This is a genomic window from Paenibacillus sp. FSL W8-0187, assembly GCF_037969755.1.
Lineage (GTDB): Bacteria > Bacillota > Bacilli > Paenibacillales > Paenibacillaceae > Paenibacillus_AQ.
The window spans coordinates 696,831-715,911 of record NZ_CP150206.1 but is presented as its reverse complement, the minus strand read 5'-3'; the positions used below and the strand labels follow the sequence as shown (position 1 = coordinate 715,911).

The 19,081-nt window shown below is 51.0% G+C and carries 16 protein-coding genes; 13 read left to right on the top strand and 3 right to left on the bottom strand.

Translation table 11 applies throughout. The annotated features are described in order from the left end of the window. The first annotated feature begins 105 nt into the window (after positions 1 to 105). From MKY48_RS03130 to MKY48_RS03110, 5 genes are all read left to right on the top strand, one after another. Positions 106 to 1,233, top strand: a complete 1,128-nt coding sequence (locus MKY48_RS03130; RefSeq protein ID WP_339269967.1) for a glycosyltransferase family 39 protein — start codon at positions 106 to 108, stop codon at positions 1,231 to 1,233. Between the two features lie 170 nt (positions 1,234 to 1,403). Further along, the gene (locus MKY48_RS03125; protein WP_339269965.1) at positions 1,404 to 2,030 is read left to right on the top strand and encodes a hypothetical protein; all 627 of its coding nucleotides are present in this window, start codon (positions 1,404 to 1,406) and stop codon (positions 2,028 to 2,030) included. Between the two features lie 55 nt (positions 2,031 to 2,085). After that, positions 2,086 to 2,847, top strand: a complete 762-nt coding sequence (locus MKY48_RS03120; RefSeq protein WP_339269963.1) for a stalk domain-containing protein — start codon at positions 2,086 to 2,088, stop codon at positions 2,845 to 2,847. A 303-nt stretch (positions 2,848 to 3,150) separates the two neighbouring features. Then, positions 3,151 to 3,552, top strand: a complete 402-nt coding sequence (locus MKY48_RS03115) for a sigma-70 family RNA polymerase sigma factor (RefSeq protein ID WP_339273378.1) — start codon at positions 3,151 to 3,153, stop codon at positions 3,550 to 3,552. Then, complete coding sequence (locus MKY48_RS03110; protein WP_339269962.1) at positions 3,549 to 4,799, top strand: anti-sigma factor; 1,251 nt, start codon at positions 3,549 to 3,551, stop codon at positions 4,797 to 4,799. Before MKY48_RS03115 ends, MKY48_RS03110 begins: the two co-directional genes overlap by 4 nt. A 202-nt stretch (positions 4,800 to 5,001) precedes the next feature. Here MKY48_RS03110 and MKY48_RS03105 read toward each other — a convergent pair whose 3' ends face one another. Next, entirely contained in the window at positions 5,002 to 5,196 is a 195-nt protein-coding gene (locus MKY48_RS03105; protein WP_339269961.1) for a hypothetical protein, read from the bottom strand. Between the two features lie 290 nt (positions 5,197 to 5,486). On the opposite strand from MKY48_RS03105, the gene MKY48_RS03100 reads away from it, so the two are divergent. After that, positions 5,487 to 7,949: a UvrD-helicase domain-containing protein gene (locus MKY48_RS03100; protein ID WP_339269960.1), complete on the top strand. Its 2,463-nt coding sequence runs from the start codon at positions 5,487 to 5,489 to the stop codon at positions 7,947 to 7,949. Positions 7,950 to 8,108: 159 nt separating this feature from the next. On the opposite strand, the gene MKY48_RS03095 is transcribed toward MKY48_RS03100, so the two are convergent. Beyond that, entirely contained in the window at positions 8,109 to 9,836 is a 1,728-nt protein-coding gene (locus MKY48_RS03095) for a phospho-sugar mutase (RefSeq protein ID WP_339269959.1), read from the bottom strand. A 41-nt stretch (positions 9,837 to 9,877) separates the two neighbouring features. Continuing rightward, positions 9,878 to 10,909 carry a LacI family DNA-binding transcriptional regulator gene (locus tag MKY48_RS03090; RefSeq protein WP_339292285.1) on the bottom strand — a complete coding sequence of 344 codons (1,032 nt, stop codon included), beginning with the start codon at positions 10,907 to 10,909 and terminating at the stop codon, positions 9,878 to 9,880. 346 nt (positions 10,910 to 11,255) lie between these two features. Here MKY48_RS03090 and MKY48_RS03085 point away from each other — a divergent pair, with 346 nt between their 5' ends. From MKY48_RS03085 to MKY48_RS03055, 7 genes are all read left to right on the top strand, one after another. After that, the gene (locus MKY48_RS03085; RefSeq protein WP_339269957.1) at positions 11,256 to 12,575 is read left to right on the top strand and encodes an ABC transporter substrate-binding protein; all 1,320 of its coding nucleotides are present in this window, start codon (positions 11,256 to 11,258) and stop codon (positions 12,573 to 12,575) included. Between the two features lie 5 nt (positions 12,576 to 12,580). Then, positions 12,581 to 13,459, top strand: coding sequence for a sugar ABC transporter permease (locus MKY48_RS03080; protein WP_235201867.1), 879 nt, complete (start codon positions 12,581 to 12,583; stop codon positions 13,457 to 13,459). Beyond that, positions 13,446 to 14,285, top strand: coding sequence for a carbohydrate ABC transporter permease (locus MKY48_RS03075; protein ID WP_339269956.1), 840 nt, complete (start codon positions 13,446 to 13,448; stop codon positions 14,283 to 14,285). Before MKY48_RS03080 ends, MKY48_RS03075 begins: the two co-directional genes overlap by 14 nt. 136 nt (positions 14,286 to 14,421) lie before the next feature. Further along, entirely contained in the window at positions 14,422 to 16,062 is a 1,641-nt protein-coding gene (locus tag MKY48_RS03070) for an alpha-glucosidase (protein WP_339269955.1), read from the top strand. Between the two features lie 40 nt (positions 16,063 to 16,102). Then, positions 16,103 to 17,047 carry a DUF1861 family protein gene (locus tag MKY48_RS03065; RefSeq protein ID WP_339269953.1) on the top strand — a complete coding sequence of 315 codons (945 nt, stop codon included), beginning with the start codon at positions 16,103 to 16,105 and terminating at the stop codon, positions 17,045 to 17,047. Between the two features lie 83 nt (positions 17,048 to 17,130). After that, complete coding sequence (locus tag MKY48_RS03060; protein ID WP_339269952.1) at positions 17,131 to 18,192, top strand: glycoside hydrolase family 130 protein; 1,062 nt, start codon at positions 17,131 to 17,133, stop codon at positions 18,190 to 18,192. A gap of 299 nt (positions 18,193 to 18,491) precedes the next feature. Continuing rightward, positions 18,492 to 18,899 (top strand): VOC family protein, encoded by a 408-nt coding sequence (locus MKY48_RS03055; protein ID WP_339269950.1) that lies wholly within the window; start codon positions 18,492 to 18,494, stop codon positions 18,897 to 18,899. Positions 18,900 to 19,081 lie beyond the last annotated feature (182 nt).

Genomic DNA, 19,081 nt, shown 5'->3' with positions numbered 1-19,081 from the left:
TCCGTTTTGGCGGAGCCTTTTTATTTCACCGTTTATTCTTTAATATATAAGGGTATAAATTCTGATTTGAACCCTAGAGATTATATACAGAGTGGAGTGGACCCTTTGTTTTCCATATGGACGTTAAACCGTGTGCAGCGAAGGATGCTGCTGGTACTGATTGCTGCCGTTCTGGTTATGTCATGTCTGCTGGTTCTTACCGGTCTTCATGAACGTTCCCCGAGCATAAGCAGCGTAATCGAAGAACGATATATCCAAAGTGCGGCCATGATCAGCCACCCCGGTGGAGACCTGGAAGAACATGCCTCCAGCGTCATGCCCGGTGTGCCGCTTATGATTGCCGGACTTACCGCCTTGTTCGGAAGCATGGATGCTGCCCTGATCGCCTACCAGCTGCTCCAATGTCTCTTCCATGCATTTTCCGTCTACTTGGTTTTTGTGCTGTCCCGCTACATGTTTAATACGCGAATCGCTTTTCTGTCATGCATGATCTACGCTCTATTCTGGCCGGCTTACGGCGCTGTCCGGCTGATCCTGCCGGATACGACCATGCAGACCCTAATGCTTCTTCTGGTCTGCGCCGTCATCGGAGCGCTTGAATTGAAGCAGGCTAGCTGGTACGCGGCTGCTGGCGCGCTTACGGCGCTTATGGCTTGCTACAACCTTCAGGCGCTGCTGTACCCGGTATTGTTCATTGCCTTTTGGGTCAAGTACCGCAGTCCGGTCAAAATTGTAACCGGCGGGCTCATTCTTATTAGCGCGGGTTATTTACTCATCTTGTCCCCATGGTGGCTGAATATCCCGCTTTTCAATCGTTTGATGTATATGTCCGGTCCGTGGAACCTTGCCTCGCTGTGGCTCGAATCGAGATACATCGAAGGCAACCCTTTGGTTCATCTCTTCCGGAGCATATTTGCTGGCCGCACCTCCAAATATGCGGCTGCGATCGGAAATGAGGAAGCCCGAAAGGTCGTGCAATCCGCATTGGACGCCGTCCGTCTCCTCATGCTGTTTGCCGGGACTGCCGGTGTCATCTGGTCGGTTTGGAAATACCACCTGAAACGGCAGCTCCCGGTGCTGTTGACCCTGCTGTACTTTATTGCCGCCGAATGGTTGGTTCCGAGCCTCGACGGTACCGGATTTCCTTATTCGGTCTTCCTGCTCCTCTACGCTGCCTTTCTCGCGGACAAAGCGATTATCTATGCACATAAAACCCGACTGCTTCGTAAGTAAGTTTCAACGTGAAGCCTGTCATTCCATCATCATGCAACTTCTGCGCCTGAAAACACTTATACCTTGTGCCTTTAGGCGTTTTTTTGCATTTTTCTAGAACCTTTCAGGCTGACGAAACGTCTATAATATATCTTCGTTTTCATATATCCCTGCCAAGAGAGGTGTCAGGTATGAAAATAAACCGTAAGTATATCACCATTCTCAGCATCGCTGTGGCAAGCGTCCTGACGGTAAGCATCATACTCTTCTTTACGGATGCTTCGAATCGCTCGGGCCGGAATCATCGCATGAACGACAACATGAACGGACAGGCGCTGATTCAAGTTGGTTCCACCTACATCACACATACCCATTTAACGACCTATAAGAATAACCTCGCGCATAGCACCGCGCCCCTTCCTGATGACTCTGCGCTTCTTAAAGAAATGGCAACAAAGGAATTAATGCTTCAATTGGCCGATGAACAAGGCGTTGCGGCGAGTCTGGAAGATGGAATTCAAAGGGCCAAGGATCTTCGGAAGACGCTCCAGACCCAGCCGCAGCAGGTGCAAGAACAGCACTCGCGCATTCTGGATACGATGGGCATCAGCGAAGATCAGTACTGGGAAGACTACTCCCCGCCAGAATATCGGGATATGCTATCGATCGAACGATTAGTGAACAAACTAACAACGGATATCAAGACAAACCAGCCTGAGGTCATAACCAGCACGCAGCAACTGAAGGATGATCTGCTACACACCGCGCTAAATGAACAGCGAATTATCGTGTTGGATCCGAGTATTCAATTGAGGTAACGCTGTATTGGTATATAATGGTGTAAAAGTCCATATACCGCCATGGGAGGATATTATGAAAAAACGTTTCTCTTCTATTCCTGCTTTTGCACTCGGCGCAATCGTCGGCGTGGCACTGACAGTAGGTACGGTTGTTGGCGCTGCCGTTTATCTGAAGGCCGTACCGTCCCATTCCAAGATCCTGGTCAACGGTTCGGAGGCCAAGCTGTCCGAGTCCCCCGTTGTCATTCAGAACAAGCTCTATGTCCCTGTCCGGGACTTCTCGGAAGCGCTTGGATATCAGGTCGGCTCTGTTGGTGCCGATCAGATCGGGATTATTCCCAAATCCTCGAATGGAGAGGCAATCCCGGTTGGCCCGACTACGCCTTCCGAGTCCGAAGGAGCACCTGCTCAAGAACGCCATTTGGTGAAAAACCTTGGCAAGCTGATCGAAGTGAACGGCGAATTGAATATGCAAAAGATTTATATTGTTATCGCTGCCGGTGAAGCGAAGTTGTATTCCCAAGACGAAGCAACCGGCAACGGCCTGCTGCACTATTTGATTCTAAACGGCGATTCCTCCCTCTACGACCCGTTTGTACAGATGGACGGAAAAGCTGGTGAGCTTGATTACAACCTGCCAAATTTCGATGGTCAGACACCGCTTCATCTGGCTGTCATCCACAAGAATGACTTTTTCATCGACAAGCTGCTGAACCAGCACAAAGTGGATGCCTCCATCCAAGACGCGTCCGGAAAAACAGCGCTGGACTATGCCGAAAAAGACAGCAAGCAATACAAAACGCTGACGGCCTATATAGACAAGAATAGCAAGTGATTTCCGAATGCTGCAGAGGCGCGTGAGTCCCACCGTTTACGGTAACCCCCTTTTCTACAGCACTTCATATTCTATCGGAAGCCCGCTCATCTAGCGGGCTTTGTTTTTTGCGGTTTAGGGGTTAAATCGCTGAACTCAATTTCTTTATAGCCGAAAGTGTAACTTTATGCTCTGGCTAAACGTGTGTTACACAGAGGGGAGGACATGAAACTGAACAGTCTGGAATCGATTTATCAATATTACGTGAAAGACGTTTATCGTTACTTGTACTCCCTCTCATAGGATCACCATACGGCGGAAGACCTGGTACAGGAAACCTTTTACCGGGCATATCTGTACCTCGAGGATTGGAAGGAAGAACGAATCAAGCCATGGCTATTTCGGGTTGCCCATAACGCTTATGTGGATTATCAGCGGAAGGCCAGCCGCAGCATCGTGAGGGACGCTGGTTTTTTCGATCAGATGATCGACCGCAATACCCCGGAGAACATCCTGCTTCAGCAAGAAGCCCAAAGAGAAATCGGGCAAATGCTGACGGATGTTCCGGAGAAGCAGCGGCAGGCGGTTATCTTGGTGGATTTCCATCAATTCTCCTACCAGGAGGCGGCGGATATTATGGGCATCACCTTATCCCATATCAAAATCACGTTATTTCGGGCCAGGCAACGGCTGCGGGAAATGAAACGAAAGGAAGGGACACTATGAGCGAAGAATTTAAACAGCGGCTGAAGGATTACGCAGATGGCAATTTGAGTGACGAGGAAAAAATCGAAGTAGAGCGGGAAATGGAAAAGCTGGAGGAATACCAGGCTTACCTGGATGAAATGATGGATAACACAAGCTCTATTTCTAATAGCGCTATGCACAAGCGCGCTGACGATCAGACCGGCCTCTCGCCCAAGAAAGAAAAGCGAATCGTGCGCAGGGGCAAATGGAAGGCCCGAATCTCGAATACGCTGACGGTTATTTCTGTGTTTCTAGTTGTATCCATCCTTAGCTCAATTGGTACAGCGTTATTCTACGGTGTCGGCGACCCAAGCCGAAACGATAAATATCGGGATGCCATCGCTTCCGCTATCTCGATATCCCAGCCTAACATCGACGTTCGACTCAACAGTCAGGGCAAAGTCTTCTTCATGCAGGAGATGTATGGGGATATAGACAAGAAAGTAGGGGAAGAACGAGTGACCGTCGGCGAATATACCGTGAACTTCTTGTTCGGGCTGCCGTCCGTCGACATGGACTGGAACGAACGCACTAGTCCATCACGGATTTTCTACCGGCCGAATAGCCCATTGGAGACTTCTTCCTCGAATCAAGACGAAGATCCCAAAGAACAGTCAAAAAAACAGAACGCTAGCACCTCTTCCGCCAAGAGCGGTGATTGGTCCAGGCTTGAAAAACTCCCAGAGGGTACCGTGGCCGAGGCTTATGTATCGTTTAACCGCTTCTTCTCGACCGACGAGTTGCTGAAGCAGTTCGAGAACCGGGATATGGAGGCCGTCTGGTTTGCCGTCGATACCGGGCCGGATGACCGATTCGGCCGCGGAGACGGTGTAATCTCCCATCCTGTCGGCTTTCCTTCTTATCCCGTCTGGCATCATGACGATTTGACAGTGACCTCCTATAAGGAGGAAAAACGCGGTTGGTTTGGCAAAATCGTATCCAGCGGCGGACATTACCCTTCAATAGACACCTATGGGGACGGTAAACTGCGGAATGAACACTTCATCAAATCGCTGCGGCTGCTGCAAGAGTATGACCTGATTGCCGACCGGGTGGCTCCGTTTGTTGACGTAGATGCTTCGTTAGCTTACGTGGAAAAGAACGGCGTTCGTCTCTATGGTGCTGTCATTACCGGCCCCGTTAAGGAGCTGTTGACCCTGCGTGAGGTATCCTGGGTCCGCGACCTGCGGGTCGGAGAAGTGCGGCTGTGGAATTGGACCGAGTGATGGTCTTTTGGCGAATGCCGTATACTTCAACAGGCTTGCTGACATGAATAATGTCAACAGCCATCCAGGCCTCCCCCGGACTACGCACCGTGCACCACAGGAAGCCATGCTCACGATGTTCAAAATCACATAAGGGCAACAGCTATCCCGGACTCCCCTATTTTGAGCCCGGGATAGCTGTTATTCATATAAATGATTCAGGTCATGAATGATCTGCGCTGTCAGCACTTGCCTCATGTGACCATGGCTCCATTTGCCGCTTCCTCTCCCGCTCCTCCCGGATTCGGCGGTCCCTCTCCATCGCTTCAGCAATATAGTCTCGCGGCTTCAGCTTGCCGTTGATGTTCAGCAAAATGCCGATCATAATAAGCTGCAGAATAGCAATAACAACCAGCATGGGATTCCTCCTTGAACATGGTCCTTCTCTTCTTTGCTCTTCTAAAAACATTCCCAAATAATATAACACTTTCCTCAGGGGTAAAGTTGGTTCGTATCCGCGTGTCTAGTAGGCTAAACGTGTCGGAGCAAATCAGTGCAATTCTGGCGTGCGCCTCTGAAATTCACATCATGAATTCATAAGTGTTCGCATCCCGGGGTTCTTATCCATATCCTGCGCTTTGCCAGACTTCCGAGAATCCGGTAAACTGGTAGGACGATAATCGAAATACGAAATGATTGGTGAATTTCATGACATCCATACCCTTCTATAAACGCCCATACGGCGGAGAGCGTCAGGATATTCCGTTTGCCAAGCTGGCTTCCTTCGAGAACAGCCAGGACCTGATCAGCGATGACGCGCCGGATGCGGCTTTTTTTCGCGGCTTGGAATCCCGGGGAATGCTGCTGAACCGCGCCCAAATCCAAGCTGTACGACATACCCAAGGACCGCTGCTTACGCTTGCAGGCGCCGGCTCCGGGAAGACCTCCGTGCTGGTCAGCCGGACAGGCTACCTCATTGCGGCCAAGAAGATCGATCCGTCTTCCATCCTGCTTGTCACCTTCTCATCCAAGGCGGCAGCCGAGATGAAGGAACGCATCATGGCGCTTCCCGGCTTACGGGCTAGCGAAACCGCCAAAGTAACGGCAAGAACCTTCCACTCCTTCTTCTTATACTTGCTGCGTACCCGCGGCTACAGGCAGGAAATCCTAAGCAATTCCAGACATCAGCAATTTATTATGAAGCGCATCCTGCGGGAAATGGGCTTGCAGGATAGCTACGAAGCTGAGACGTTGCTATCGCTCTGGTCTGCCCATCGAATGAGTATGACCGGACTTGACGAGCTGCCTGTCAAAACACCTGCAGAAGTCGAGCAAAGGCAAATTTTTACCCGTTATGAAGCGTGGAAGGAAGACCATGGCCAGATGGATTTTGATGATATTCTGGTCATGTCCCACCGTCTGCTGTCTCAAGATCCCGGTTTGCTGGCCTCCCTACAAAGGCGGTACCGTTATGTCATGGTCGACGAGTTCCAGGATACGGGACTGCTGCCTTATGAGCTGCTCAAAAAAATCGTCGCCCCGCACCGCAATTTAATGGTTGTAGGTGACGATGACCAGACCATTTACGGCTTCAACGGGGCACGCAACGAATTCATCCTGGAATTCGACCAGACGTTTCCCGGGGCTAAGGTCGTGACGCTCGATATCAATTACCGCTCTCTCTCCTCGATCGTCGGGCTGGGGAACGAAATTATCCGCGTCAATGAACGGCGCCGCCCCAAGCAGCTGCGTTCGACCCGCAAAAGCAGCAGCGTACCGCTATACCTTCGTCCAGGCGATCCCGACCAAGAAGCGGAGCAACTGCTGACCCATATTACCGAGCAGGTCCGGGAGCACGGAAAGCAGTACCGCGATCATGCGATTCTGTACCGGACCGCGAACAACAGCCGGGCTATCTTTGAACAGCTCGTGATGCGGGAGATTCCGTTCATTCATTACGAGAATGGAGATCTGTTCTACGAACAGTGGATCGTCAAACCGCTCATGGACCATCTGCGGCTGTCGCTGGACCGACGCAATTTCACGGCCATGGAGGGCATGCTCCATACGCTGTACATGAACCGGGATAAAGGCATGGCTTTCATCCGGCAGCAGGATGCTCCGCGTCCCAAGAAAGGGCCTCTATCGCATCTTCTATCCTTTCCCGGCCTGAAGGATTTTCAGATCGAGAATATTAGAGATCGCACAAAGCTCATTAAGGGACTAAAGGCGATGGAGCCCCTTCAGGCGGTACAGGAAATGAGGCGCCAATTCTATGACAAGTTTCTGGAGGCAGACGAGCGCCAGGAAATCACCCTCCATAAGGAATTCATACAGGAAGGTCTGGATGAGTTGGAGGCTTCGGCGAAGCGCTTTGGCGATATCGCTGAGTTCGTCGAATTTGTCGATCGACTGATCATCATTCATAAGGAAATGGCGGCCATGAAACGGGACGAACATGCCGATGCCGTCCGGTTAATGACGATCCATAAATCCAAAGGGCTGGAGTTTCCCTCAGTATGCCTGATCGGGGCAAGCGAGGGCATTCTGCCGCATACGTCCGCTTTGGACGCCGAGCGCAGGGAGGATCAGCGTCCGCTATCGGACAAAGAAGATAAGGCGCTGGATGCGCTCGAAGAGGAGCGCAGATTGGCTTATGTCGCTATCACTAGGGCGCGGGATGAATTGATTGTCAGTTCGCCTGGCTTTTATCGGGGGCGAAAAGCGGAGGTTTCCCGCTTCTTCCGCGATGTGTTCGTTACGGACGAGCAGAGCAAGCAAGGCAACAGCGTCCCAAGCAAGGGCGGCGGGTCAACGCCGCGATCGACGTTTACGGCAAAGCGTACGGTCCGCATAGAGACCTCAACCTCAGCCAAGCGCTCATCCTTGCCTTCACCTGCTGGGCGGGCAACGGTAAGCACTGCCAGCCAGAGGAGCCAACGCATCGGTTCAGGATCAGGCTCCGCTCCCAGCTTACAGCATCAGACTGCACCCGCTGCAACGGAGATCGTCGACGTGTGGCTGTGCACCAGCGCCAATTGCAAAGGCTGGCAGCGAGTCAACGCGAGAATCGCCGCTGGCGCACGGGATCGGGAGAGCAAGGCCTGTCCTTTATGCCAGTCGCCCATGAAACAGGGGCGTAAAGAAGTTCCGGTGCATCAGAGGCGTTAGACCAGTAGTTCCTGGAATCATTAATACAAACGATTATCGCAGCTTTTGCAATTCTTACGCAGTATGATACCCACCTGCCTTCCAACCGCTGGCCGATATCCAAAAAGGACTGAACCTTTCCCGTTCTTCAGCGAACGATCAGGTCCAGTCCTTTTTTTTCTATGTCTGATGCTGTTCGATATAAACATCAATTCGAGCCATTACATCTTCCGTAAGCGCAGCGATCTTAGCCTGTGCATCCTCATACCTGCTGCCCTGAACAGCAAAATACAACTTGATCTTCGGCTCCGTGCCGGACGGACGAAGGCAGAACCAGCTGCCGTCGGCAAGATGGAATTTCAGCACATTCTCTTGCGGCAGACCATGCAGTCCCCGGCTGAAATCCTCGGTTCCGATGAGTTCAATCCCCGCCACTTCGCTTGGTGCCGATTCACGCCAAGCGCTCATGATGCCTGCAATCAGCTGTATACCTTGAATGCCCTTAAGCGTTCTCGTCTCCAGCTTCTCGGCGAAATAGCCGTAGGTTCGGTACAACTCTTGGAGCACTTCATATAAAGACTTACCTTGCGTTTTATAGTAAGCACCCGCCTCGGCCATGAGCATGGCTGCAACGACAGCGTCCTTATCGCGAGCATAGCTGCCGGCAAGATAACCGTAACTTTCCTCATAACCAAAAATGAAGGTAAACGCTCCGGTCTTCTCGAACTGCGTCATTTTCTCCCCGATGTATTTAAATCCAGTCAGCGTGTTGAAGACGGTCATGCCGTATGCAGCCGCGATGGCAGCTCCCATTTCGCTGGTCACAATCGTCTTGATGATCGCACCATTCTCCGGAAGCGTTCCTTTTTTCTTCATGGATTCCAGCAAGTAGTGCACCATGATGGCACCGGACTGGTTGCCGCTAAGGATGAAATACTGTCCTTGATCATTCTGAATGGCAGCCCCCATGCGGTCCGCATCCGGGTCGGTTCCCAGAATGAGGTCAGCCGCGCATGCCTTGGCCTGGGCAATGGCAATCTCAAATGCGGCATGTTCTTCGGGGTTAGGCGATTGCACGGTTGAGAAATTGGCATCCGGTTGTTCTTGCTCCGGCACGATATCCACATGCTGAAAACCCAGATGCTTTAGAACAGCACGTACAGGAACGTTACCGGTTCCATGCAGCGGCGTAAATACGATTCGGTAATTGATGCTGGCTTCAGGTAGGATTCCGGGATTTTGGCTTATGCCTGCAACGGCGAGGGTATAAGCATCATCGATCTCTTGGCCGAGCCATACGAGCAGGCCGCTCTCTTCCGCCTCTGCCCGGTCCAACTTACGGATTTCTTCAAAAGAAGCGACATGCCCGATCTCCTCAATCACTCTGGCTGCCGTATCGGGCGTAATCTGCCCACCGTCCGGACCGTACACCTTATATCCGTTATATTCCGGTGGATTATGGCTTGCGGTAATCACGATTCCCGCCTCTGCGTTCAGATGCCGCACGGCATAAGACAATTCAGGCGTCGGACGGAGAGCTTGAAATACATAGGCCTTAACGCCATTCCCTGCGAGCACCCGTGCCGCTTCAAGCGCAAATTCGGGAGAAAAATGCCTAGAGTCGTACGCAATCACCGCCGAAGGCGATTCGTACTCCTGCTTTAGCGCAGCAGCAAGCCCTTGGGTTGCTTTCCCCACGGTATAGATATTGATACGATTGCTGCCTGCGCCGATCACGCCCCGCAGTCCGCCGGTTCCGAATTCCAGTTCCTTATAGAAACGGTCTGCGATTTCGCTCTTGTTATGTGCAATAGCGCGAAGCTCATCCTTGGACGCTTCGTCAATCACCCCGCTGTTCAGCCATCGGTCATATGCCTGTACAGCTTGTTCTTGTGCTTGAGTGGTCATATTGTGAATGCCTCCATCTCGAAATCATCGAATCATTTATGTTAATTGCGCGGAGCCGATGTCGAATCGCGTTCAATAAGTGTTGTTGGTAGCAGCAGCTCCATATGCGGCGCGTCCGGCTGCTTCATTCGCCAGAACAGCTGCCGGATCGCCGTTTTGCCGAATAGTCTCAGGTCCACTCCCATGGTGGTTGTCTTGGGCGTAGCCAACCTGGAAAGCTGTCCGTTATCAAAGCTGACAATGGAAATATCGCCCGGAATCTGATAGCCCATATTATAAATGGTCGAATTCACGATAAACCCGAGACCGTCATTCACGCAGAACCAGGCAGTAGGCTGTTCGTCCAGCCCCTGCAGCCGCTTCTCCATAAATTCCTGATCTTCCAGCGCGTCGCTAAGAATCCATTTCGGGTGCAGCTCAATGCCGAGTTCATGATGGGCAAGCCGGAACCCTTCCAGACGTTCATAATAGCTCGGGGAGAAGGAAGTATTGCCGACAAAGCCGATGCGTGTATGCCCGAGCTCATAGAGGTACTTAACGACATGATAGGCGCTGAACCGGTTGTTCGTAAGAATAGCGTCGGCTTGCACATCCGGATGGTGATGATCGATGAGCACGGTAGGAATACCGGTATCGATCAAGGTGTTCATATATTCGGTACTAAGATGCGAAAGGATCAAGATCCCGTCAACTTCCCTTCCCTCGATAAAAGGGGGCAGCGTCTGATCCTTCATCATCTGCTGGGAAATGGATTGGATCAGCAGCTTCTTCCCTCTCTTCTGCACTTCATTTTCTATAGTAAGGTAGATTTCCCCGAAAAAGCCCCGCATAGAGAAGGCAAAATCCGTTGCTACTAAAGCAATACTGCCTGTAGATTCTTCCTTGTCCTCTTGATCCGAGGATCGCTTGCGATTTCCGGTATAGATGTAGCCCAGCTCATCGGCCGTTTGCATGATGAGCTTGCGCGTCTCCTCGCTGACACCGCCTTTACCTGATAGTGCTTGCGAAACCGAATTTTTGGAGATTTGCAAGTGGTCTGCGATGTCCTGCATCGTAACTTTTGGCTTGGTCAAGGATAACGTTCCTTTCTCTTTATAGTAAGAATAGTTGTATAGGACGAATGGATTCTCATCATACTATACCGAAAACAAACAGAGATTTGAAAGCTCTCGCCCGAACATTACAAACATTATTTTAACGTTACAAAATAATTATGTAAAGTAATATATTCATGTGATCTACCTCACAGGAATTAATTGTTTGTTGTATTTCGCAGGTTAAAGCGTTGACAAAACTATTAGTCATGAATAATAATGTGAATACAACGCTTTCAGTAATTAGTAATCCTATTTTGTAACGTTACAAAAATAGCAGTGTCAACGTTTGGTAGACATCTTGCATTTAGGAGGAAGGGTCAATATGAAAAAATCAAGAATTTCTTTGCTTCTAGCAATCTCATTGGTAGGCGGAACGGTACTCGCCGCTTGCGGCAACGGCGGCAGCAATGGCGGTCAAAGCGCAGACGGCGTAACCACCGTCGAATTCTGGGCGGCACCTAACCCGCCGCAGCAAGCATTTTGGCAAGAGATGGCCAAAGAGTACGAAACCGTGAATCCGGACGTAAAGGTAAACGTTAGCGCGATTAAAGAATCACCAAGCTCTGAGGCAAGTATTCAGGCATCCATCGCAGGCGGGAATGCACCGACGGTAGCTGAGAATATTAACCGCGGATTCGCCGCGCAGCTATCCAATAGTAAAGCGCTTGTAGCTCTTGATGAACTGCCGCAATTTAAGGAAATGGTCGAGTCCCGTAACATGACCGAAACGATCGCTCCTTGGGAATTCGCGGACGGCCACCAATATGTATTGCCGATCTACTCTAACCCGATGCTGATCGGATGGCGTACGGATTTCCTGAAAGAGATCGGATATAATGAGCCGCCTCAAACGTACAGTGAAGTTCTGGAAGCCACAACGAAGCTGAAAGCGAAATATCCGGATAAATATATGTGGGCTAAAGGCGCCGACCTTGCAGACCCTACGGCCTGGAAACGCTGGTTCGATTTCTTCTTGCTCTACAACGCAGCTTCGGACGGCAACAAATTTATCGAAGGCCAAAACCTTGTCGCGGACGATAAAGCTGGGGTGGAAATGCTGACTTTCGTTGATGACCTTCGTAAAGCTGGCGGTGTATTGGCGCAGAATGCAACCGATCCATTCGAAACCGGTGCGGGGGTATTCACTGATATCGGTCCTTGGACATTCGATATGTGGGCAACGAAATATCCTGAACTTAAATACGGAGAAAACTTCACCCTGACCCTGCCTCCGGTACCGGATCATATGGATCCGGCAGATGCAAAAACCTACGCGGATGCAAAAGGCCTGGTTATCTTCTCCGCAGCTCCGGAAGCATCGCAGCAGGCTGCCGCCGAATTTTTGAAATGGGTTTATTCCAACGAGGAAAATGACGTGAAATGGTTCAAGCAAACCAACCTGCCTCCGGCGCGCGATGATCTGAACGAAGTGGAAGGCTTCAAGCAGATCCTCGCCGAGAAACCGGAACTGGCTCCTTATGCAGAAGCGGTGTCCAAAGGCGTTCCAGCCATGGATAATCCGAAGTTTAATGAGCTTCAAACCTTGATTGGACAAGAAGCATTTAATAAGGTCATCCGCGGAGAAATCGATCCGCAAACCGGTTGGAATAACATGAAGAAAGCGATTGAAGGTGAACTTTAATCATGATTAATAAGCAAAACAATAAGTTGGGCTGGCTTTTTGCCAGTCCCTACATTATTTTCGGATTGGTATTTTTCCTGGGACCGCTCCTTTGGTCCTTATACCTTTCTTTTACGAATTGGGACCTGATTGCTCCTGAATTTGATTTTGTAGGGCTGGATAATTTCCGGAAGGCCATGGCCGCACCCGGGGTGCAATCCGCCTTCTGGGTTACCTACAAGTTCATGATGCTGTTTGTTCCACTGGTAACCGCCATGTCGCTCGCCGTCGCTGTTGTTATTCAGGGATTGCCCAAGTTCAAAAGCGTGTACCTGATCGGCTTCTTCCTGCCGTATCTGTCCTCAGGCGTTGTTGCTTCCCTGATTGTACAAGGCTTCTTGTCCTACAACAGTCCGGTCAATGAATTTTTGAGAGGCACCTTCGGGATCAATATCGACTGGCTCGGCTCACCGTTCTCGGCGCTGTTTATCGTCGGTCTGATTTTGGCCTGGAAGTTCACGGGTTATTACGCCTTAATCCTGACTTCGGGACTTGAAAGCATTGATAAGGAAGTCTATGAAGCAGCTGCCATTGATGGGGTAACCGACAGGCAGCGATTCTGGAAAATCACGCTGCCGCTCTTGTACCCTGCCTTGTATACAACACTCATTCTCTCGTTCGGCGTAACCTTCGGCATCTTCACGGAAGTTTACCAGCTGACAGGCGGCGGACCGAACTTTGCAACCAATACATGGCAGATGGAAATCTTTAATCAAGCCTTTACGAACTTGCAAGCCGGATATGCGTCTGCGATTGCCATTATGGCATCCATCGTAACGTTCATCTCCATCTTCGTGATTCGTAAACTGCTGGAAAGCTGGGGGAAACGAAATGGTTGGGTCTAAGAAATATAGTAAACGTCGTCTTGCGGGCCGCTATGTACTGGCAACCCTTCTGCTTCTCGTCATGGTGTACCCCTACTTGTACATGGTGCTCAACTCTTTTGCCGATTGGGCGCAGGTAGACAGGCAGCTCGTTCCAAGCAAATTCTCTTTAAAATCTTATGAATGGCTTCTTACCGGGGGCGAGGTTGGCATTGCCCGGCCATGGATGAACGCCTTCTTCAACAGCGTCATCGTCTCGGTAGCCTCCACCTTCCTTATGATGCTGTTCGGAATCATGGTGGCCTATGCGCTGTCCAAATTGAAATTCCGGGGACGCGACACCGTGAATAACTTTGTGTTGTTCCATATGTTTTTCCCGGCGATCATTCTCTTGATTCCGAACTTTCTCATTATCCAGAAGGTCGGACTTTACGATACGTACTGGGCGATGATCATTCCAAAAGCCATCAGTTTATGGGCGATCTTCATGTACACCAACTTTTTCAAAGCCGTGCCGGATGCTTTTATCGAAGCAGCGAAGCTGGATGGGGCATCGGACTTCAAGATTTTGTACAAAATCATGCTGCCCATGTCCAAATCCATCACTGCAGTGATCTTCCTCTTCTTGCTGATGGAGCGCTGGACCGAGCTTTTATGGGATATGATCGTTGTCCGCAGCGACAACATGCTGACGCTCAACGTACTCTTGTCCCAGATGTTCGGGCCATACGGCAGTTACCCGGGTCCGCTCTATGCGGCATCCGTCCTGCTCACCGTGCCGATTATTATCATGTTCGCGATCTTCGGCAAAAAATTCAAGGAAGGCATGCAGTTCAGTCTCAAATAAAACGCCGTTGGCTTCAAAAGGCGCATCGGAACGTTGCAGGAAGCTCGAATATGAGGGTCTGTACTTTACAACCTCCCTATCCTGGCTTCTCTTAAATAAAGGGATGAAAACAGCTTTCATCTGGGAGTGGAAACGTATGGACAGAAACCAAAAAAAGTGGTGGCAAGAAACCGTCTTTTATGAAATTTACATGCCAAGCTTCTGCGACGGCAACGGGGATGGCCTCGGAGATTTTAAGGGGATCACTTCCAAGCTGAATTACCTGAAGGAACTCGGCATCGGCGGTATTTGGCTGACTCCCTTCTATCCATCGCCCAAGATCGATAATGGCTACGATATTTCGGATTACTACGCCGTCGATCCGGCATACGGAACGATGGAAGATTTCGATGGTTTCATTCATGAAGCCCATCGGCGGGGCATCCGGGTCATTGTGGATCTCGTGCTGAATCACACCTCATCAGCCCATGCCTGGTTCCAGGAGTCCAAATCCTCTACCCTTTCCCCGAAGCGCGACTGGTATATCTGGAAGTCTCCCGTTCATCAAGGGACACCGAATAACTGGGAGTCCTTCTTTGGTGGCAGCGCATGGGAATGGGATGAAGGCACTGGACAGTATTATTACCATGCCTTTGCCAAGGAACAGGTGGATCTGAATTGGGCCAACCCGGAAGTCCGGCGGGCCATGAAGGATGTTATGGGATTTTGGCTGGATAAGGGAATCGACGGCTTCCGGTTGGACGTCATCAATTTCCTTAAGGTCTCTGGCGATTTCCAGGATAATCCGGTAGATGACAACGGCGAACAGATTCACCGGTACGATCAGAACCAAGACGGGATTGTGGAAGCCATCGGCGACATTTGCCGTTATGTGCATGAGCGGGAAGGCATTTTTATGGTAGGTGAGGTCGGTTCTGAGGATATGGACATCCTGCGCCATTACAGCGGCAGCGGCCTTCTCGATGTGGTGTTCAACTTCAACCTGGGAAGCCAGGAGCAATTTCGGCCGGAGGATTTATTTAACGAGATTAAACGCATGGAAGACCAGCACGCATCCGATCAGCTCCCTACCTTGTTCTTCAGCAGCCATGACATGCAGCGCCACATCTCGAGATTTGGCAAAGGCGATACGGAGCTTGAGGAGCAGAGAGCCAAACTGATGGCAGCTCTCATGTTAACGGCGAAGGGCATTCCGTTCATCTACTATGGCGACGAGATCGGGATGAGGAACCATATCGCGCACCGGATCGAGGACATGAGAGATATCCAGGGCCTCGGCCACTACGAAGCCGCACTTCAGAATGGAAAAACGGAAGAGGAGGCTTTGGACTTGGCCCGGGTCAAGAGCCGCGACTATTCCCGTTCCCCCATGCAATGGAATGGCGGTCGATACGGTGGCTTCTCTGATCAGGCTCCTTGGATCGGGATGGGGCCGGGGCACGAACACATCCATGCGGAAGCGCAACGGGAGCAGCCGGATTCCATGTATTCTTTTTATAAAATGCTGCTCTCGATTCGAGTCCAACATGCTGCCCTCTCCTCCGGTGATTACGTAAAGCTGGAGCAATTGGAGGGATCGGCAATTGCGTATACCAGACGATCCGGCTGCGAGGAAGCCGTCATTGTCCTTCAATTCGCTGATCAGCCGCTTCAGCTGGACCTATCCGATTGGTCCTCCCAGAGGTTGGAGCTGGCTGCTGCAAGCGGCGAGATGGCATCCCTCGGCGGATCAGTAATCGAAATCCCGCCGCACACAGCTGCGGTCTGGGTATCCTAACACGCAATTATTTATGATTCATATAAGGAGGCATCATACGGTGGCATTGCATAAATCCTCTGTAAAAACATGCGCAACCCTGTTGCAAGAATATCAAAACAAGAAATCCACGGCTCAGAACCCGGTCAAGCTTTCGTTTTCAGGTGTAGGCGACAAAGATGTATATAATATCACGGCGCCCTTCCGGATTGATGGAGTCACCGTCATTGCGGGCCGGGTGGAATCGCGAGACAGCGAGCATTCGGAAATCCGCTTCTTCGTGGAGCAGGACGGCATCTGGGTACCGAATGAAGGAGCCCCAGTCTTTACGCTTCAGGATCCGTTCTTCACCTTTATCCATGGCGAACTGGTTCTGGGTGGCGTTGAAATCTTTCCTCACCCCACGATGGAGAATGCACTGATGTGGAGAACCGTATTCTGGAAAGGCAAAACGCTGAATGAGCTCTCCCTATTCTTCACGGGTCCCGATGCAATGAAGGATCTACGCCTCACGGAGCTGGCCGGCGGCGAAATCGGCGTGTTCACCCGTCCCCAAGGCGAAAAAGGCGGCCGAGGTAAAATCGGGTTTACTAAGGTGAGCTCGCTGGAGGATGTGACGGTAGAACTCGTTAACGAGGCCCCCCTTCTGGCTGACCAATTCATCGATGCGGAATGGGGCGGAGCCAACGAGCTGCACTTGTTGAGCAATGGGCTTGTCGGCGTGCTCGGCCATGTGGCAAGCTTCGACGAAGCCGGGGAGCGCCACTATTATCCGATGGTGTTTGCGCTAGACCCGCAGACAGGCGAGTTTAGCGATATGGAGTTGATTGCCGTACGTGCCGAATTCTTGCCTGGTGAAACCAAGCGTCCGGATTTGGTTGACGTTGTATTTAGCGGAGGACTCGTTCGCCATGCAGACGGAACCGCCGATCTCTATGCCGGCATCAGCGATGCGGAAGCGCATCGCATAACCATCCGGGATCCGTTCCTCCAATTTGAACAGTAAGCAGATCGGTTTCCGTTTCCTGCCTTTCAGGGTGCGACGACAAGCTCAAAATAAATAAGAATATTGGATAGGGGTAAACAACCATGAATATATACAGATATGAGGAGAACCCTCTGATTACACCGGCCGACGTGAAGCCGTATCATGCCGGCTTTGAAGTGATTGGCGCCTTTAACGCAGGCGTTGCCGAATATAACGGCGAAGTGCTGCTGCTGCTTCGGGTCGCGGAGCGCCCGATCAGCGCCGATCCGATGATTGTCAAAGCGCCTGTATTCAATGCAGAAACACAGGAGCTGGACATTTTGGAATTCCGTACCGACGATGCTCGTTATGATTTCTCCGACCCCCGTGTCATTCGCAATGTGAATCACAGCGCTACCTTCGAATATTTGACTTCCTTATCCTATATTCGAGTGGCACGCAGCACGGACGGGCATCGCTTTACCATCGACGACAAGCCGCTGGTATATCCCGCGCAGTCGCTGGAAACCTTCGGTATAGAAGACCCGCGCGTTACACAGATCGGCGATACGTATTACATCTACTTCTCCGCTGTATCTCCGGTAGGCGTAGGTGAATCCATGGTTTCGACCCGGGATTTTGTGAACTTTACGCATCACGGGATGATTTTCGGACCGGACAATAAGGACGTGCTGATCTTTCCTGAGAAAATCGGCGGCAAATACTATGCGCTGCACCGTCCTACGACCAAGAGCACAGGCAACCCGGAAATGTGGATCGCCGAATCCGATAATCTCGTATACTGGGGCAACCATAAACATCTCGCAGGCCTGCGCAACGGCATGTGGGACAGCGGCCGCATGGGCGGCGGTGCCGTACCATTCCGCACGGAAAAAGGCTGGCTGGAGCTGTACCATGGCGCAACGTTGGATCACCGCTACTGCATGGGTGCCCTGCTGCTGGATCTGAACGATCCTTCCAAAGTCATCGCCCGCTCCAATCAACCGATCATGGAGCCGGAAGCCGATTATGAGAAGAACGGATTCTTCGGAGACGTTGTCTTCTCCTGCGGCACTTTGGTCGATGGCGATGTCGTGAAGATGTATTATGGCGTTGCCGATACTTCCATGGCTTGCGCTGAACTGAGCGTGAAGGAAATTCTGGACAGCCTGACCTACGAATAAGATTTTTGCCTGCGTGTAGGCAATGCTAACAATGACTGCGTAATACGATGATTACCCTAACCCAAGGCCTGTTTTAGCAGGTCTTGGGTTTTTGGCATCTGCATGAGGGCATAACAATAGCAGGCTACGGTTGTATCCCGGATTGACTCAACCGGGCGCTGACTCAGCGAAGAATAACAGCCGGTTTTATTCCTCCGATTTTGCAAATATATATGGAAGCGTATACAGAATAAGCTACAATAGATTTATGAACTCGCCTGATCCTTAAGCGTTGATACATACCAAGGAGGAATGCTGTCATGATTAAAGGAATCGCCCACCTGGCGTTCGATGTCGCCGATATGGAGAAGTCTCTGCATTTTTACTGTGATATTCTTGGTTTCACCCGTGCTTTTGATATTCCTAACGATCAAGGTGAACCCTGGATCGAGTACATTAAGGTGCGTGACGGACAGTTTATCGAATTGTTTTATGGTGGGCAACAGAAACCGGAGCAAGTAGAACGGCCCGTCGGATTCTCCCATCTCTGTCTCGAGGTGGAACATATCGAGCGCATCGCGGATCATCTCCGCAATCAGGGCGTGAAACTCGACGTCCCGCCGGTCCAAGGAAAAGACTTCAACTGGCAGTGCTGGGCCAGGGACCCGGACGGCAATCGGATCGAATTTATGCAGTTGGATCCCAAATCGCCGCAGATGAACTGTTAAGTATTAACTGGAAGCTGCTAGCAGCGCGTCTTGACGCGAAGGCATCCCGGCAGCCGATTCCCTATTATTGCAAGGTCATCCCGTAAGCTTTGGGTTGGCCTTGTTTTTTCTTGTCCAGAATGTAGAGACAGACAGTGCCATTAAACATCTTGCCAACATCTGTTAATCCGGCTACAATATAA

Coding starts and splice junctions, on each gene's coding strand:
- MKY48_RS03105 (WP_339269961.1), bottom strand. CDS start 5,196: ATGCTGGTTGTTATTGCTATTCTGCAGCTTATTATGATCGGCATTTTG.
- MKY48_RS03120 (WP_339269963.1), top strand. CDS start 2,086: ATGAAAAAACGTTTCTCTTCTATTCCTGCTTTTGCACTCGGCGCAATC.
- MKY48_RS03085 (WP_339269957.1), top strand. CDS start 11,256: ATGAAAAAATCAAGAATTTCTTTGCTTCTAGCAATCTCATTGGTAGGC.
- MKY48_RS03060 (WP_339269952.1), top strand. CDS start 17,131: ATGAATATATACAGATATGAGGAGAACCCTCTGATTACACCGGCCGAC.
- MKY48_RS03075 (WP_339269956.1), top strand. CDS start 13,446: ATGGTTGGGTCTAAGAAATATAGTAAACGTCGTCTTGCGGGCCGCTAT.
- MKY48_RS03055 (WP_339269950.1), top strand. CDS start 18,492: ATGATTAAAGGAATCGCCCACCTGGCGTTCGATGTCGCCGATATGGAG.
- MKY48_RS03125 (WP_339269965.1), top strand. CDS start 1,404: ATGAAAATAAACCGTAAGTATATCACCATTCTCAGCATCGCTGTGGCA.
- MKY48_RS03095 (WP_339269959.1), bottom strand. CDS start 9,836: ATGACCACTCAAGCACAAGAACAAGCTGTACAGGCATATGACCGATGG.
- MKY48_RS03100 (WP_339269960.1), top strand. CDS start 5,487: ATGACATCCATACCCTTCTATAAACGCCCATACGGCGGAGAGCGTCAG.
- MKY48_RS03070 (WP_339269955.1), top strand. CDS start 14,422: ATGGACAGAAACCAAAAAAAGTGGTGGCAAGAAACCGTCTTTTATGAA.
- MKY48_RS03110 (WP_339269962.1), top strand. CDS start 3,549: ATGAGCGAAGAATTTAAACAGCGGCTGAAGGATTACGCAGATGGCAAT.